Annotated in this window: 15 protein-coding genes; 11 read left to right on the top strand and 4 right to left on the bottom strand. The window is 64.8% G+C overall.

Going from position 1 to position 16061, the window contains the following annotated elements:
* Nucleotides 1–2: 2 nt before the first annotated feature.
* The gene (gene pyrH, locus MB818_RS00845) at nucleotides 3–758 is read right to left on the bottom strand and encodes a UMP kinase (RefSeq protein WP_234145045.1); all 756 of its coding nucleotides are present in this window, start codon (nucleotides 756–758) and stop codon (nucleotides 3–5) included.
* Nucleotides 759–874: 116 nt separating this feature from the next.
* Here pyrH and miaA point away from each other — a divergent pair, with 116 nt between their 5' ends.
* The 6 genes from miaA (at nucleotide 875) to MB818_RS00815 (ending at nucleotide 9087) form a co-directional block, all read left to right on the top strand.
* Nucleotides 875–1750: a tRNA (adenosine(37)-N6)-dimethylallyltransferase MiaA gene (gene miaA, locus MB818_RS00840; protein WP_234175916.1), complete on the top strand. Its 876-nt coding sequence runs from the start codon at nucleotides 875–877 to the stop codon at nucleotides 1748–1750.
* A 41-nt stretch (nucleotides 1751–1791) separates the two neighbouring features.
* Nucleotides 1792–2598, top strand: a complete 807-nt coding sequence (locus MB818_RS00835) for a helix-turn-helix transcriptional regulator (protein ID WP_238903543.1) — start codon at nucleotides 1792–1794, stop codon at nucleotides 2596–2598.
* A gap of 229 nt (nucleotides 2599–2827) precedes the next feature.
* Complete coding sequence (locus tag MB818_RS00830) at nucleotides 2828–4495, top strand: ABC transporter substrate-binding protein (protein WP_234136450.1); 1668 nt, start codon at nucleotides 2828–2830, stop codon at nucleotides 4493–4495.
* A gap of 143 nt (nucleotides 4496–4638) precedes the next feature.
* Nucleotides 4639–5685: an ABC transporter permease gene (locus MB818_RS00825; protein WP_234136449.1), complete on the top strand. Its 1047-nt coding sequence runs from the start codon at nucleotides 4639–4641 to the stop codon at nucleotides 5683–5685.
* A 14-nt stretch (nucleotides 5686–5699) separates the two neighbouring features.
* Nucleotides 5700–6902, top strand: a complete 1203-nt coding sequence (locus MB818_RS00820; protein WP_234136448.1) for an ABC transporter permease — start codon at nucleotides 5700–5702, stop codon at nucleotides 6900–6902.
* A gap of 97 nt (nucleotides 6903–6999) precedes the next feature.
* A complete protein-coding gene (locus MB818_RS00815; protein ID WP_234136447.1) occupies nucleotides 7000–9087 on the top strand; it encodes a dipeptide ABC transporter ATP-binding protein in 2088 nt (695 codons plus the stop codon).
* A gap of 86 nt (nucleotides 9088–9173) precedes the next feature.
* Here the strand turns inward: MB818_RS00815 and MB818_RS00810 are convergent, their stop codons facing one another.
* Nucleotides 9174–9752, bottom strand: a complete 579-nt coding sequence (locus tag MB818_RS00810) for a lytic transglycosylase domain-containing protein (RefSeq protein ID WP_234136446.1) — start codon at nucleotides 9750–9752, stop codon at nucleotides 9174–9176.
* Nucleotides 9753–9960: 208 nt separating this feature from the next.
* On the opposite strand from MB818_RS00810, the gene ssb reads away from it, so the two are divergent.
* Nucleotides 9961–10488 carry a single-stranded DNA-binding protein gene (ssb, locus tag MB818_RS00805; RefSeq protein ID WP_234183727.1) on the top strand — a complete coding sequence of 176 codons (528 nt, stop codon included), beginning with the start codon at nucleotides 9961–9963 and terminating at the stop codon, nucleotides 10486–10488.
* Between the two features lie 15 nt (nucleotides 10489–10503).
* Nucleotides 10504–11574: a site-2 protease family protein gene (locus tag MB818_RS00800; RefSeq protein ID WP_238903541.1), complete on the top strand. Its 1071-nt coding sequence runs from the start codon at nucleotides 10504–10506 to the stop codon at nucleotides 11572–11574.
* Between the two features lie 11 nt (nucleotides 11575–11585).
* Here the strand turns inward: MB818_RS00800 and aroB are convergent, their stop codons facing one another.
* Both aroB and MB818_RS00790 read right to left on the bottom strand, forming a co-directional pair.
* On the bottom strand, nucleotides 11586–12698 hold the full coding sequence (gene aroB, locus MB818_RS00795; protein WP_238903533.1) for a 3-dehydroquinate synthase: 1113 nt from the start codon (nucleotides 12696–12698) through the stop codon (nucleotides 11586–11588).
* A gap of 1 nt (nucleotide 12699) precedes the next feature.
* Nucleotides 12700–13287, bottom strand: coding sequence for a shikimate kinase (locus MB818_RS00790; protein WP_238903531.1), 588 nt, complete (start codon nucleotides 13285–13287; stop codon nucleotides 12700–12702).
* Nucleotides 13288–13365: 78 nt separating this feature from the next.
* Here MB818_RS00790 and MB818_RS00785 point away from each other — a divergent pair, with 78 nt between their 5' ends.
* From MB818_RS00785 to MB818_RS00775, 3 genes are read left to right on the top strand one after another with little or no spacing between them, the layout of a single operon-like run.
* Nucleotides 13366–13515, top strand: a complete 150-nt coding sequence (locus MB818_RS00785; protein ID WP_234136441.1) for a hypothetical protein — start codon at nucleotides 13366–13368, stop codon at nucleotides 13513–13515.
* Complete coding sequence (locus MB818_RS00780) at nucleotides 13505–15055, top strand: hypothetical protein (protein WP_238903518.1); 1551 nt, start codon at nucleotides 13505–13507, stop codon at nucleotides 15053–15055. Before MB818_RS00785 ends, MB818_RS00780 begins: the two co-directional genes overlap by 11 nt.
* A 3-nt stretch (nucleotides 15056–15058) precedes the next feature.
* On the top strand, nucleotides 15059–16018 hold the full coding sequence (locus MB818_RS00775) for a tyrosine recombinase (protein WP_238903516.1): 960 nt from the start codon (nucleotides 15059–15061) through the stop codon (nucleotides 16016–16018).
* Nucleotides 16019–16061: the final 43 nt, after the last annotated feature.

Below are 16061 nucleotides of genomic sequence, written 5' to 3'. Positions count from 1 at the left end.
GGTCAGCCCTGCACCTTGGTATAGGTGCCCTCGCCCGCCAGGATGCCGCGGAAACCGCCCGGCTCGTCCAGTGAAAAGACGATCAGCGGCAGGTTGTTGTCGCGCGCCAGCGCGATGGCCGAGGCATCCATCACCTTGAGCCGCTTGGCCAGCACCTCGTCATAGCTGATCTCGTCATAACGCTCTGCGTCATCATGCAGCGCGGGGTCCTTGTCATAAACTCCGTCGACTCCATTCTTGCCCATGAAGATCGCCTCGCAGGCCATTTCATTGGCGCGCAGGGTGGCGGCGGTGTCGGTGGTGAAATAGGGGTTGCCGGTGCCGGCGGCAAAGATGCAGACCCGCTTTTTCTCGAGGTGGCGCACGGCGCGGCGGCGGATATAGGGTTCGGCCACTTCGTCCATCCGAATGGCCGAGATCACCCGGGTAAATACGCCCAGCCCTTCGAGCGCGGCCTGCATTCCCAGCGCGTTCATCACCGTGGCGAGCATCCCCATATAGTCGGCGGTTGTGCGCTCCATCCCCTGGGCGGCGCCGCTGAGGCCGCGAAAGATGTTGCCGCCACCGATCACCATGCAGATCTCGACCCCCATGTCATGCACGGTTTTGACCTCTTCGGCGATCCGCTTGACGGTGGGCGGGTGCAGGCCGAATCCCTGATCCCCCATCAGCGCCTCGCCCGAGATCTTCAGCATCACGCGCTTGTACCTGGTTTGCGAGGGATCGGACGGGGTTTCGGGGGATGTGGACGAGGTCATGTTGCGCTCCGCTTTGGCACCGGTCTATTTTCCGGCGCAAAATGGAGGAAAACCCCGATGGGTTCAATGCGGCATGGCCCCTGTCGGGCAAATGAGATGAACCGGGGCGCGCGACCATGGCTGTAGGCCCCGCCCTGCCCCCGATCCCCGAGGGCGTACCGGTGCTGATCGCGGGGCCGACCGCCTCGGGCAAATCGGCGCTGGCGCTGGAGATTGCCGAGCGGTTCGGGGGCGTTATCGTCAACGCCGATGCCAGCCAGGTCTATAACTGCTGGCGCGCGATCAGCGCGCGGCCCTCGCCAGAGGAGGAGGCACGCGCGCCGCATCGCCTCTATGGGCATCTGCCCTATGATGCGCCCTATTCCGCCGGGCACTGGCTGCGCGAGGTGACACCGCTGCTGGACGGCCCGGACCGGCCGATCATCGTGGGCGGTACCGGGCTCTACTTTACCGCGCTGACCGAAGGCATGGCCGAGATCCCCGCCACCCCGCCCGATATCCGGGCCGAAGCGGATGCACTGCCCCTCGATACGCTGCTGGCGGGGATCGACCCGGCCACCGCCGCCGGGCTGGACCGGATGAACCGGGCGCGCGTTCAGCGCGCCTGGGAGGTCGAGCGCGCCACCGGGCGGGCGCTGCATCTGTGGCAGGCAGACACGCCACCACCCCCACTGCCGCTGGCGCGCACGGTGCCGCTGGTGCTTGAGGTGGACAAGCTGTGGCTGTGGGACCGCATCGCGCGCCGGTTCGACCAGATGCTGGACGAGGGCGCGCTGGCAGAGGTGGCCGCGATGGCCGACCGATACGACCCGGCCCTGCCCGCCTTCAAGGCGATCGGCGTGCCCGAGCTGATGGCGCATCTGCGCGGCGAGATCACGCTGGACGCGGCGCGCGAACGTGCCAGTATCGCCACACGCCAATATGCCAAGCGGCAACGCAGCTGGTTCCGCGCCCGCATGGGCAATTGGCATCGCCTGCCCGTAAACGGCTGAGCGGTTGGCATTGACCACAAGCGCTGGCAGGATCGCATGTCATGGCCCATGACCCCGCCGAGATAGCAGATATCCGCCTGTCGACCCTGGCGCAGCTGATGCCGCTGGGGCGCTGGCAGGTGCAGCTGGCGCATGACCGGGGCCACCACCTGCTGCTGTGGATCACCCGTGGTCAGGGCACCGGGCTGTTGGATGGCGGACGGATCGGGTTCGGCGCCCATAACGCGCTGTTCGTGCCGGCGCGCCACCTGATGGCGCTGGACATTGGGCGCGGCTGTCTGGGGCAGGCGCTGCTGATCCCAGGGACCAGCGCGATCCCGCTGCCGGCGCGACCGCTGCTGCTGCGCATCCGCGCGGCGGCGGATCAGGTCGAGCTGACCGGCCTGCTCGACGCGCTGGCGCGCGAGCAGAGCGGCACAAGGGCGCTCGGCGCAACCGCGATGGAAAGCTGGGCGCAGCTAGCGGCGATCTGGCTGCGCCGACAGAGCGATCACGACGACCTGCCCCGCCCCAGCGACCGCGCCCGCGACCTGACGCGCCGCTATGGCGCGCGTTTGGTTCAGGCCTTTGACAGTGGCGCCACCGTGGCCGAGCATGCCGCCGCTATCGACGTCTCGCCTGCCCATCTGACCCGCCTGTGCATGACCGCCACCGGGTTGGGCGCGGCCGAGCTGTTACACCAGAGGCTGGAGCACGCCGCGCGCGGGCTGATCTGCACCAGCCCGGCCAACCTAGGCGATATCGCACGGCACCTTGGATTCGCCAGCTCGGCGGTTTTTGGCCGCTTTATCCGTCGCCGCACCGGACTCACCCCGAGGGCGCTGCGCCGCAACAACCACCCCAAATAGACACTCCTGTCCATTTTTGCTGAATATATGAAGGTTTTCGACATACCGATGTCGCTTTTTGGCCAAGATGTGACGAAACCAATCATTGACGCAGGCGGGAATCTATTGCGGAATAGGCGCATGGGGACGCCAGAATTCCATCGGACGGCAACAGACCCGCAGCAGCGCAGCAGGCGCCACACGGGCCGCAGACCGACCGCTAATCGAAAAAAGTCACAGGGAGACTTTCATGACCACACACGAAACCCGCCAGCAGCCGGTACACTGGGCTGCCGAAATGCATGCGCAGGAGTTCCGCGACGGCAAGCTGAGCCGCCGTGAGTTCCTGACCCGCGCCACCGGTCTGGGTGTCAGCGCCGCCGCAGCCTATGGGCTGATCGGTCTGACCGCGCCGACCCCTGCTGTCGCCTCCGAAGCCAAGCAGGGCGGTACCCTGCGCGTGCAGATGAGCGTGCGCGAACTGAAGGATCCGCGTACCTACGACTGGTCCGAACTGGGCAACGAAACCCGTGGCACCATGGAATATCTGGTCGAGTACAACTCGGACGGGACCTTCCGCGGCATCCTGCTGGAAAGCTGGGAGATCAACGACGACGCCACCGTCTATACCCTGAACGTCCGCAAGGGCGTCACCTGGAACAACGGCGAAGACTTCACTGCCGATGACGTGGCGCGCAACATCGCCCGCTGGTGTGACAAGAGCTCGGAAACCAACTCGATGGCGGGCCGTTTCGCCACCCTGATCGACGCCGACAGCGGCCAGGCGATCGACGGCGCGATCGAAGTGGTCGACAGCCACACCGTGCGCCTGAACCTGCCCAATTCTGACATCTCGCTGATCGCGGGCATGTCGGACTATCCGGCGGCCATCGTGCACAGCAGCTTCAGCGAAAGCGACCTGACCAACAATGTGGGCACCGGCCCCTATGTGATCGAAGAGCTGGAAGTGGGCGTGAAATGCGTTCTGGCCCGCAACGAGAACCACACCTGGTGGGGCGAGGCGGTGTTTGGCCGCCCGGCGCTGGATCGGATCGAGTATATCGACTATGGCACCGACCCGTCGGCCTGGCTGTCGGCACTGGAATCCGACGAAGTGGACATGCTGCACGAATCCGTCGGTGAATTCATTGACGTGATGGATGGCCTGGGCTATGCCAAGTCCGAAGTGGTGACCATGAGCACCGTGGTGGTTCGGCCCAACCAGCTGGCCGAAATTGACGGCAAGAAACCCTATGCCGACAAGCGCGTGCGTCAGGCCATCTCGCTGGCCGTGGACAACGCGGTCTGCTTGGAACTGGGCTATGGCGGGCGCGGCGCTCCAGCCGAAAACCACCATGTCGGCCCGAGCCACCCGGAATATGCCGAGCTGCCCGCGCGCAAGCACGATCCGGCCGCGGCAAAGGCCCTGATGGAAGAAGCCGGGATGATGGATTTCGAACACGAGATCCATTCGATCGACGACGACTGGCGCCGCAACACCACCGATGCTGTGGCCGCGCAGCTCCGCGATGCGGGCTTCAAGGTCAAGCGGACGGTTCTGCCCGGCTCGACCTTCTGGAACGACTGGACCAAGTATCCGTTCAGCTCGACCAACTGGAACCACCGTCCGCTGGGCGTGCAAATCTGGGCACTGGCCTATCGTTCGGGCGAGGCCTGGAACGAGTTCGGCTGGGCCAACCCCGAGTTCGACGCCATCCTGGCCGAGGCGCTGGCGCTGGCCGATGCCGACAAGCGGCGCGAGGTGGTGGCCAGGGGCGAGGCCCTGATCCAGGAGGAAGGCGTGACCATCCAGCCCTATTGGCGCGCGCTCTACCGTCACATGAAAGAGGGTCTGGTGGGCACCGATATGCACATCGCCTTTGAACACCACCACTACAAGTGGGGCTGGGCGGCCTGATCGGCCACCGCCCGATATCGACCGGAGCGCGCCTTTGGGCGCGCTCCTCCAGCCGCAGCATTGCCCCGCGCCCCGTGCCGGGGTGAAGACGCCGACACCAAGGGCGCGAGAGCTGCGGACCAGCCTGACCAACAGGGGCTAACATGGGACTTTTCATTCTCCGGCGGTTCGGGGTGATGCTGCTGACGGCATTGTGCCTGACCTTCGTGGTCTTCTTCCTCACGAACCTCTATCCGAACCTCGAAAAACTGGCGAAAACCCAGGGCAACCAGCGGATGAGCGACGAGCAGGTGCAAACCTGGCTCGACAATCGCGGTTACAGCGACCCGCTGCTCACCAAATACGGCCGCTGGCTGGGCGTGATGCCGGGCTTTACCAAGACCCTGAATGACGGTCAGTTCGTCGGAACCTGCGTGCGCCCCGGGCAAACCCCGGAAGAGACGCCGCGGTTTTGCGGTATCGTTCAGGGCGACTGGGGGTATTCGACACGGTTCAAGGCCGATGTGGACGAGATCATCTGGAAACGGCTGGGCAACACGCTTTACCTGATGATGTGGGTCATGATCCTGATGGTGCCCTCTGCCCTGCTCGTGGGTGTGCTGGCAGGGATGCGCGAGGGGTCGCGCACCGACCGGTCACTGTCGACCTTCTCGATCCTCAGCACGGCAACGCCGGAATATGTCTCGGGCGTGATCTTCATCGCGGTCTTCACCTCGTCGACGGTGGGGCTGAAATGGTTCAAGGGCACCGCAACCCAGGCGATGGAGCAGCCGACGTTCGAAAATTTCTTCCTGCCGGTGTTGACTATCGCGCTCTATGGCATGGGCTATATCGCGCGGATGACGCGCGCCTCGATGACCGAGGTGATGACGGCGCAATACATCCGCACTGCGCGGCTCAAGGGCGTGTCCTTCCCCAATATCGTGATCAAGCACGCGCTGAGAAACGCGCTGATCGCTCCTTTTACAGTGATCATGCTGCAATTCCCCTGGCTGCTCAACGGTGTCGTCATCGTCGAGAGCCTGTTCAACTACAAGGGCTTCGGCTGGGTTCTGGTCGAGGCGGCGGGCAATAACGACATCCAGCTCTTGCTGGCGGTATCGGTGGTTTCGGTCTTCGTGGTTCTGATCACGCAGCTGATCTCGGATATCGGCTATGTCTACCTCAACCCGCGCATCCGCATTTCGTAAGGGAGGAACGGAACATGGAACCTCTCGGTATATTCGAAATCATCATCCGCGTGCTGTATCAGCTGTCATCGGTCTGGATCGCGCTCTTGTTGCTCTTTGCCCTGTCGATCGCCTTCAAGCGGCGGCTGGGCCTTTATGGCAAGCTGTTTGACAGTCCGATCGGCATGATCGGCTTTGGCCTGGTGATGTTCTGGGTCTTTGTCGGCATCTTTGGCGCCATGGACCTGATCATCACGCATGACCCGCTGAGCCAGGTCTCGGGCATGAAGAACAAGGTGCCCGGCACACCGCTGGCCGGCGCGGGTGAAGGTGACTATGCTTGGTATCTGCTGGGCGGCGACAATCTGGCGCGTGACGTGTTCAGCCGGGTGGTCAAGGGCGCCTGGATCGTGGTGCAGATCGCACCGCTGGCCACGCTCTTTGCCTTTATGGTCGGGATCACCCTGGGCCTGCCGGCCGGATATTACGGCGGTCGGCTGGACACGTTCCTGTCCTTCCTCGCCAACCTGATCCTGGCCTTTCCGGTCATCCTGCTGTTCTACCTGCTGGTCACACCCGAGATCGTGGCAACCGGCCTGCCCACCATGATGGCCATCGTGCTGTTCATGTTCCCGATCATCTTTCTGGGCGTGCTGCTGAACTCGCGCTACCGTACCCAGCCCGCGTTCCGCACGCCGCTGCTGATCGGGGTGCTGGGGTTCGCGCTGTGGCTCTATCTGGCGCTGATTTCGGAGAACGGCTATCTGGTGCGCAGCATTCCGGGCCTGCCCTCGGTGCTCGACCCGTTCGACATTCCGGGCGGCATCCTGGTGGTCTTTGTCTCGGTGGTCTTCGTCAACTCGCCCACGGTGTTCCGTATCGTGCGGGGCCTGGCGATGGACATCAAGACACGCGACTATGTCGCCGCCGCCCAGACCCGCGGCGAAGGCCCCTGGTACATCATGCTGTGGGAGATCCTGCCCAATGCGCGTGGGCCGCTGATCGTCGATTTCTGTCTGCGCATCGGCTATACCACCATCCTTTTGGGCACGCTGGGCTTCTTTGGCCTGGGTCTGCCGCCGGAAAGCCCGGACTGGGGCAGCACGATCAACGAGGGGCGCAAGCTGTTGTCGATCTACCTGCACCCGGCCCTGCCGCCGGCGCTGGCGCTGCTGTCGCTGGTTCTGGGTCTGAACCTCTTGGCGGACGGGTTGCGCGAAGAAAGCCTGAAGGACTGACGTGATCAAAGCCGGGGGGCCAGCCCCCCGGACCCCCCGGGATATTTGGAGCAAGAGGAAGAAGGCTTTCTTTCCGCTCCGACAGGGAGACAAGAACATGAGCAAGATGGCGGAATATGACGGTCCGATCCTGGAGATCGACAAACTGTCGATTTCTTTTTTCACCCGGCTGCGGGAAATTCCCGCGGTGATGGATTTCTCTGTCAGCGTGCAGCCCGGCGAGGCGGTGGGGCTGGTGGGCGAATCCGGCTGCGGCAAATCCACCGTGGCGCTGGGGGTGATGCAGGACCTGGGCAAGAACGGCCGCATCGTGGGCGGCACCATCAAGTTCAAGGGCCGCGACCTGGCCGAGATGAGCGCCGACGAATTGCGCGACATTCGCGGCAACGAGATCGCGATGATCTATCAGGAGCCGATGGCCAGCCTGAACCCGGCGATGAAGATCGGCAAACAGCTGATGGAAGTGCCGATGATCCACGAAGGCGTGTCCGCAGAAGAGGCGCGCAAACGGGCGCTGGAAGTGGTGACCGATGTGCGCCTGCCCGACCCCGAGCGGATGCTCAACAGCTATCCCCACCAGCTGTCGGGCGGCCAGCAGCAGCGCATCGTCATCGCCATGGCGCTGATGTCGAAACCGGCGCTGCTGATCCTGGACGAGCCCACCACCGCGCTTGATGTGACGGTCGAGGCCGCCGTGGTCGCGCTGGTCAAGGATCTGGGCAAGAAATACGGCACCTCGATGCTGTTCATCAGCCACAACCTGGGCCTGGTGCTGGAGACCTGCGACCGGCTTTGCGTCATGTATTCCGGCGAGGCGGTCGAGCGCGGCTCGATCAAGGATGTGTTCGACGAGATGCAGCACCCCTATACCCAGGCGCTGTTCCGTTCGATCCCGCTGCCCGGCGCCGACAAGAACAGCCGCCCGCTGGTGGCCATTCCCGGCAACTTCCCCCTGCCGCACGAGCGCCCGCCCGGCTGCAACTTCGGGCCGCGCTGCGACTATTTCGAGGCCGGGCGCTGCGATGCGCAGGACATACTGATGGAGGCGGTGCCGGGCAATGACCGTCATCACACCCGCTGTCTGAAGTTCCGCGAGATCGACTGGAACGCGCCGATTGCCCTGGGCGAACAGAAGGCAAAGGCGCAGGTTGGCGATGTGGTCCTGAAGATGGACAACCTCAAGAAATATTACGAGGTGGCCGCGAATGCCCTGTTCGGCGGCGGTGAAAAGAAGGTGGTCAAGGCCAACGAGACCCTGTCCTTCGAGGCGCGCGAATCCGAAACCCTGGCCATCGTCGGCGAATCGGGCTGCGGCAAGTCCACCTTTGCCAAGGTGCTGATGGGGTTGGAAACCGCCACCGACGGGCAAATCCTGCTCGATAATCGCAACATCGAACAGATCCCGATCGAGGCGCGCGACACCAAGACCGTGTCGGATGTGCAGATGGTGTTCCAGAACCCGTTCGACACGCTCAACCCCTCGATGACCGTGGGTCGCCAGATCATCCGCGCGCTGGAGATCTTTGGCATCGGCAAGAACGATGGCGAGCGGCAACAGCGGATGCTGGAACTGCTCGATCTGGTGAAACTGCCGCGCGCCTTTGCCGAGCGGATGCCGCGACAGCTGTCGGGCGGCCAGAAACAGCGCGTCGGCATCGCCCGCGCCTTTGCCGGCGGTGCCCGCATCGTGGTGGCGGACGAGCCGGTCTCGGCGCTGGACGTGTCGGTGCAGGCGGCGGTGACCGACCTGTTGATGGAGATCCAGCGCGAGCAGAAGACGACGCTGCTGTTCATCAGCCATGACTTGTCGATCGTGCGCTATCTCAGCGACCGGGTGATGGTAATGTATCTGGGCCATGTGGTCGAGCTGGGCACCACCGATCAGGTGTTCAGCCCGCCCTACCACCCCTATACCGAGGCACTGCTGAGCGCGGTGCCGATCGCCGACACCTCGGTGATCAAGGAACATATCGTGCTCGAAGGCGACATCCCCTCGGCGATGAACCCGCCGCCGGGCTGCCCGTTCCAAACCCGCTGCCGCTGGAAATCCGAAGTGCCGGGCGGCCTGTGCGACAAGGACGTGCCTCCAGTGCGCCAACTGGGCGACGGCCATCAGGTGAAATGCCACCTGAGCGACGATGTGCTGGCCAGAATGGGCCCCGTGATCAAGATCGCCGCAGAATAGGCAGAAACACGAAACCCGCAGCCTTCGGCCTGCGGGTTTTCTCGAATAGCGGGGCTGTGACGGCGCCCTGTACGAGACAGCGTGCCTCAGCTGCCCCAGATCACCTTAACGTAATTCTTGGTCTCTTCATAAGGCGGGACACCGCCGTATTTCTCCACCGCTTCGGGGCCGGCATTATAGGCCGCCAGCGCCAGGCGCCACGATTTGAACTTGCGGTATTGCCGCGACAGATAGCGCGCGCCGCCGTCAAGGTTCTGATAGGGAATACCCGGATCAACCCCCAATGCCCGTGCGGTCCCCGGCATCAGTTGGGCCAGGCCCATCGCACCCTTGTGCGATTTGGCATGCGGATTCCAGCCGCTTTCCTGCTGCACCAGTCGCAGAAACAGATCCTCGGGGATATTGTGGCGCCGGGCCGCGTCGCGGGCCATTTGCAGGTATTCGCCCTTGTACTTGCCAGCGTATCTGCGGGTCGAAGTGCGCTCGGCGCTCGGCGGTTGCAGGCGCGAGGAGCTTTCGTATTGGCTCGCAGCCCTGGTATCCAGTAGTCGCGCCTGTTTCTGGAACAGGTCGCGCCGGTTCTTGGTCGAAAACATATCGGCACTCGCAGGCAGGCCCGACAGGGCAACCGCGGCCACCATGAAACCGGAAAAGAGTCTGCGCATTGGAAATAACCTGTCCGTAACCCCTTGCCGGCAACTATAGCTGGTTTGGCGGTGAAGAAAACCCTGCCTGCACGCTGGCGCGGATCAGGCGAATAGAGCTACCGGTTTCCCTCTGCCTGCGCGCGCGTGTAGGGTCTGTCGGGACGGGTCGGCAAGATTCGGGCCGATCACAACACAAGATGTAACAAGAACAGGAGACGGGGAACCCATGGCTGGCTCGGTCAACAAAGTCATTCTGGTGGGAAATCTGGGCCGCGACCCCGAGGTGCGGACATTTCAGAACGGGGGCAAGGTGTGCAACCTGCGCATCGCCACTTCTGAAACCTGGAAGGATCGCAATACGGGCGAACGGCGCGAACGGACCGAATGGCATTCGGTCGCCATCTTCAACGAAGGTCTGGTCCGCGTCGCCGAACAATATCTGCGCAAGGGTTCCAAGGTCTATCTGGAGGGCCAGTTGCAGACGCGCAAATGGCAGGACCAGTCCGGCCAGGACCGCTACTCCACCGAGGTGGTGTTGCAGGGCTTCGGCTCGACGCTGGTGATGCTTGACGGGCGCAGCGAAGGCGGAAGCGGCGGCGGCGGCTATGGCGGTGGTCAGGGCGGCGGTTACGGCGGCGGCTATGACAGCGGGCCTGCGGGCGACCCCTATGGCGGCCCCTCGGGCGGCGGCAATCAGGGCGGCGGGCGTGGTCCGGCCTCGGGCGGCATCGACGACGACGAGATCCCGTTCTAGACCCGGAGGCATATCATGACATGGTCCTTCACCATCGGCCGTCTCTTTGGCTCGGAACTGAAGGTCCATGTCACCTTCTTTCTGCTCATCGCCTGGATCGGCATCTCGGCCTATCAGATGGGCGGCTGGCCCAGCGCCGTGGAAAACACCGGTTTTGTGCTGGCGCTGTTTGCCTGTGTGGTGGCGCATGAATATGGTCACGCCCTGACCGCGCGCCGCTATGGCATCCGCACCCCCGATATCACCTTGCTGCCCATCGGCGGGCTGGCCCGGCTGGACAAGATGCCCGAGAAGCCGGGGCAAGAGATCGTGGTGGCGCTGGCCGGTCCGGCGGTTAATGTGGCGATCTGGGCCGCCCTCACCCTTGTCGGTGTCGATACCCGGTTCGAAACGCTGACCGCCATCGACAGCGCCGAGCCCGATTTCCTGGGCCGGTTGGCGATGGTCAACCTGTTCCTGGCGGTGTTCAACCTGATCCCGGCCTTTCCGATGGATGGCGGGCGCGTCCTGCGCGCAGCGCTCAGCCTGACGATGGACCGGGTGCGCGCCACCCGCATCGCTGCCGCCGCCGGGCAGCTGGTGGCGCTGCTCTTTGGCTTTGCCGGGCTCAGCGGCGGCAACCCGGTACTGGTGCTGATCGCGGTCTTTGTCTTTATCGCCGCCAATGCCGAGGCGCAGGATGTCGCCATGCGCGCGGTGACCCGCCGCCTGCTGGCGCGCGACGCGATGATCACCCGCTTCGAGACGCTGGGCCCCGCCGACACGCTGGCCACCGCCGCGCAGGCGGTGCTGCACACCACCCAGCATGAATTTCCGGTGCTGGATGGGGACGGGCACCTTTTGGGATTTGTGACACGGGCACGGCTGTTCGCCGCGCTGGCCTCGGATCATCCACGTTCGGATTCGGCGGAAACCGTGATGGAGCGTGACATCCCGCAGGTGCCGCTCGCCAGCGGGTTGGAGACGGTGCTGGATGCCCTCTACCAGGGGGCGCCTGCGGTCGCCGTTACCACGACTGATGGGCGGATGCTGGGTTATGTCACCCGCGAGAACGTGGGCGAGCTGATGGTGATACAGGGGCGATAATCGCCCCCTTTTCAGCAGCTTGCCAGCGCATCCTCAAGCACGGACAGCACCGCCGCGCGCGGCACGTCCGAGGTGACGAAGGCCTGCCCGATGCCGCGCGCCAGGATAAAGCGCAACTGGCCATCCACCACCTTCTTGTCCTGTGCCATCAGGTCGACCAACGCCGCTGCACCCGGCAGATCGCCGGGGATATCGGACAGATCGGTCTTCATCCCCATCGCCTTGAGATGCGCGCGCACCCGGCTTGGGTCCTCTTGCGAGCAAAGCCCCAACCGCGCCGAGAGTTCGAACGCCAGCGCGCAGCCGATCGCCACCCCCTCGCCATGCAGCAGACGGTCGGAATAGCCGGTCGCCGCCTCGAGCGCATGGCAAAAGGTATGGCCGAGGTTCAACAGCGCCCGGTCGCCCTGTTCGGTCTCGTCGCGGGCGACGATATCGGCCTTCATCTGAACCGAGCGGGTCACCGCCTCGACCCGGGCGGCCATGTCACCAGCGGCCAGCGCCGGTCCCTGCCCTTCGAGCCAGTCAAAGAACGCCGCATCGCCCAGCAGCCCGTATTTCACCACCTCGCCATAGCCGGCAAGGAAATCGCGCGCCGTCAGTGTGCCCAGCACCGACGTATCGGCCAGCACCAGCGAGGGCTGGTGAAAGGCGCCGATCAGGTTCTTGCCGTGGGTGGCGTTGATACCGGTCTTGCCGCCCACCGAACTGTCCACCTGCGCCAGAAGCGAGGTCGGGATCTGCACGAACCGCACGCCCCGGCGCAGAATGGCGGCGGCAAAGCCCGCCAGATCGCCGATCACGCCACCGCCAAAGGCCACAACGATATCGTTGCGCTCGACCTTCTCGGCCAACAGCCAGTCGACCGCGCGTTCCAGATGCGGCCAGCTTTTGGTGGCCTCGCCCGGCGGCAGCGCCAGCGCCTGCATCGTGATCCCGCCGGCGGCCAGACCTTCGCGCAGCGCCTCCAGATGCAGGCTTGCCACCGTCTCGTCGGTCAGCACGCAGACCCGGCGCCGTTTCAGCAGAGGCGCAATGCGCGCGCCTGCCTCGGCCATCAGGCCCGGTCCGATTTCCACATCATAGCTGCGCGCCCCCAGCGCGACATGCACCGTGTTCATCATGTCAGCTCAGTTCCAATACATCCTTGCGCGTTGCCAGCGCCGCGATCACCCGGTCGACCATCTGCTCGATCGAGGTTTCACCATCCGAAATCACGCAGAGATCGGCCTCGGAGTAAAGCGGCACCCGCGCCTCATAAAGCGCGCGCAAGGTCGCACGCGGATCGGCGGTGCGCAGCAGCGGACGGGTGTCCTTATGCCGGACCCGATTCCACAGCACCGACAGATCGGCCTTGAGCCAGACCGACACGCCACGCTCGGAGATCATCCGGCGATTCGCCTCGGCCAGAAAGGCGCCGCCACCGGTGGACAGCACGCAGGGCGCCCCCTTCAGCAGCCGCCCGATGACCTGGCTCTCTCGGTCGCGAAAGAATGCCTCGCCATCACGCTCGAAAATCTCGGGGATCGACATGTTTGCGGCATTTTCGATCTCGGCGTCGCTGTCCAGAAAAGGCACTCCCAGCCGCTGTGCCAAGGCCCGGCCCACGGCGGTTTTACCCGCCCCCATCATGCCAACCATGACGACGGTCTTGTGCAGCGCGGCGGCGCGACCATCTTCTGTTTTGGCCGAGTTATGCTCAATTTTGCTCATTGTCCTCTGAATGACGTGATCTTGTGAAAAAGGCCAGTTATAACTTGGGCAAAAGAACGAAAGAGGCAGCGTCAAATCATGGGTCGTTTGGTCAAATTTCTGGTCTATGTCGTGTGTCTCGGTGCTGTCGCGCTGATCGGATATGCCTATCTGGGCCCGTTCTTCGGGGTTGATTTCTCGGCACCACAGACCGAACAGCGCCTGCCGGTGGTGTTGGATGCGGACTAGGGATGGGACTATCCCGAAACGCATCAGGCTGGCCGCGCTTCTGGCCTGTCTACCGATTGCGGGACTGGCCCAGCAAGAGCCGCTGTCAGTGATCGACTGGCTGGCCAACCCGGCCCCCGGCACCTTGCCTGGCACCGCTCTGCTGGAGCCGCCTGTAACCCAGAGCGGGCTGACACCGCAGATCGAGGTCACCCCGCTCGAGGCGTTGCCAATGCCGCTGGGGCTGGTCTCGACCAAGCTGACCGGCCTGCCGCTGGACCTGTGGCAGGGCAGCGACCCGGTGTTGCTGGCCGAGCGGCTGATGCGGGTGCCGGTGCGCGACAATCCGGCGATGCAGACCCTGCTTTATACCCTGCTGCTGTCCGAGACCCGCCCCCCCTATGCCAGCCCGCAGGCCGCGGAAACGATGCTGCTGGCGCGGGTCGACCGTCTGATGCAGCTCGGCGCGGTGGACCCGGCGCAGGCGCTGATCCAGCTGGCGGGTCCCACCGCCTCGCAAGAACGGTTTCGGCGCTGGTTCGACGCGACCCTGCTGACCGGGGACGAGGACAGCAGTTGCGCCGCGCTGGCCGCCAGCCCGCATCTGGCGACCGATTACGGCGCGCTGATCTTTTGCACCGCGCGTCGGGGAGACTGGACCTCGGCGGCGCTGACGCTGGAGACCGCGCATGCGCTGGAGCTGCTGCCGCCCGAAACGCTGTCGCTGCTCGACCGGTTCCTTAGCCCCGAGATTTTCGAGGACCTGCCGCCGCCCCCGGCCCCCGCGCGCCCCGACCCGCTGACCTTTCGCCTGTTCGAGGCGATCGGCGAGCCGCTGAACACGTCTGGCCTGCCACGTGCCTTTGCCAATGCCGACCTGCGCGATCTGGCCGGCTGGAAGGCCCAGCTGGAGGCCGCCGAACGTCTGACCCGCATCGGCGCGCTGACACCCAACCAGCTGTTGGGCCTCTATACCCAGCGCAGCCCGGCCGCTTCGGGCGGTATCTGGGACCGGGTCGAGGCGGTGCAGCAATTCGAAACAGCCTTGCAAAGCGGCAGCGCCGAAGCGGTGGCCAAGACCCTGCCCATCGCCTGGGCAGCGATGCGGCAGGCACGGCTCGAAGTGCCCTTTGCACAACTCTTTGCCGAAGCGCTCCCCGTGCTGGACGCACCCGAGGCCGCCGCACTCGCCTGGCGCATCCGGCTGTTGTCTCCGGGTTATGAAACGGCGGCGCATGACCCCGCTGATATCAGCGGCGACCGCGCCTTTCTTGCCGCGCTGGCGCGCGGCGTTCCCGGTTCGGTCGCCCCGCCCTCGCCCCAGGCCGGGGCCATCGCGGACGGGTTCGACAGTTCCACCGCCCTGCCCCCCGAAATGGAGGCGATGTTGAGCGACGGTCATCTGGGCGAAGCGATTCTCGAAGCGATGGACCGGTTCGGCAGCGGCGCCATGGGCAATCATGACGATCTGGGCGTCGCGCTGGCCCTGTTCCGCCGTGTCGGGCTGGAGGACACCGCGCGGCGCGCCGCGCTGCAACTGATGCTGCTGACGCGGAGTTGACCGATGTCCACAGCCCCTGCCCATCCGCATCAATGGATCTCGACCTTTCTCAACGCGCAGGCGGCCGAACTGGGGGCCGCAAACAACACGCTTCTGGCCTATGGCCGCGATCTCAAGGATTTCATCGAATGGCTGGAGCGGCGCGGCGCCACGCTGGGCGGGGCCGACCGCGATACGGTCGAGGCCTATCTGGTCGATTGCGACGCGCAAGGACTGGCCCGCGCGACCCGCGCGCGGCGGCTCTCGGCAATCAAGCAGCTTTACCGTTTCGCCTTTGACGAAGGTTGGCGCGCGGACAACCCCGCCATCCAGATCAAGGGACCCGGGCGGCTGAAATCGTTGCCCAAGACGCTTGAGGTGGTCGAGGTCGACCGCCTGCTGGAGGCCGCCCGCCAGACCGGCCGCACCAGCGCCGACCGGCTGCGCAATACCTGTCTGATGGAGCTTCTCTATGCCACTGGCATGCGGGTCAGCGAACTGGTCTCGCTGCCCGCGTCGGCCGCGCGGGGCGATCCGCGCATGCTGCTGGTGCGCGGCAAGGGCGGCAAGGAACGCATGGTGCCTTTGTCGCCGCCCGCCCGCGCGGCTCTGGCCGCCTGGCTGACCGTGCGCGACGCCGCCGAAGAGGACGGCGCCCGGCGCGGCAGCGCCCGCTCGCAGCATCTGTTTCCCTCGCGCGGGAAATCGGGGCATCTGACCCGGCACCGGTTTTACCTGCTGATCAAGGAACTGGCCGTCGCCGGCGGCGTCTCGCCCGACAAGGTCACCCCGCATACGCTGCGCCACGCCTTTGCCACCCATCTGCTGGCCAATGGCGCCGATCTGCGCACCATCCAGACACTGCTGGGCCATGCCGATGTCTCGACCACCGAGATTTACACCCATGTTCTGGACGCAAGGCTGGCCGAACTGGTGCTGGATCACCACCCGCTGGCCCGCGACGACAAGGACAAGAGCGACTGAACCCTTGATCGCGCCCCCCGCCGACCCCATAACGGATGACAGC

The organism is Ruegeria alba, assembly GCF_022321465.1.
Lineage (GTDB): Bacteria > Pseudomonadota > Alphaproteobacteria > Rhodobacterales > Rhodobacteraceae > Ruegeria_B > Ruegeria_B alba.
This window is presented reverse-complemented; position numbering and strand designations above follow the sequence as displayed.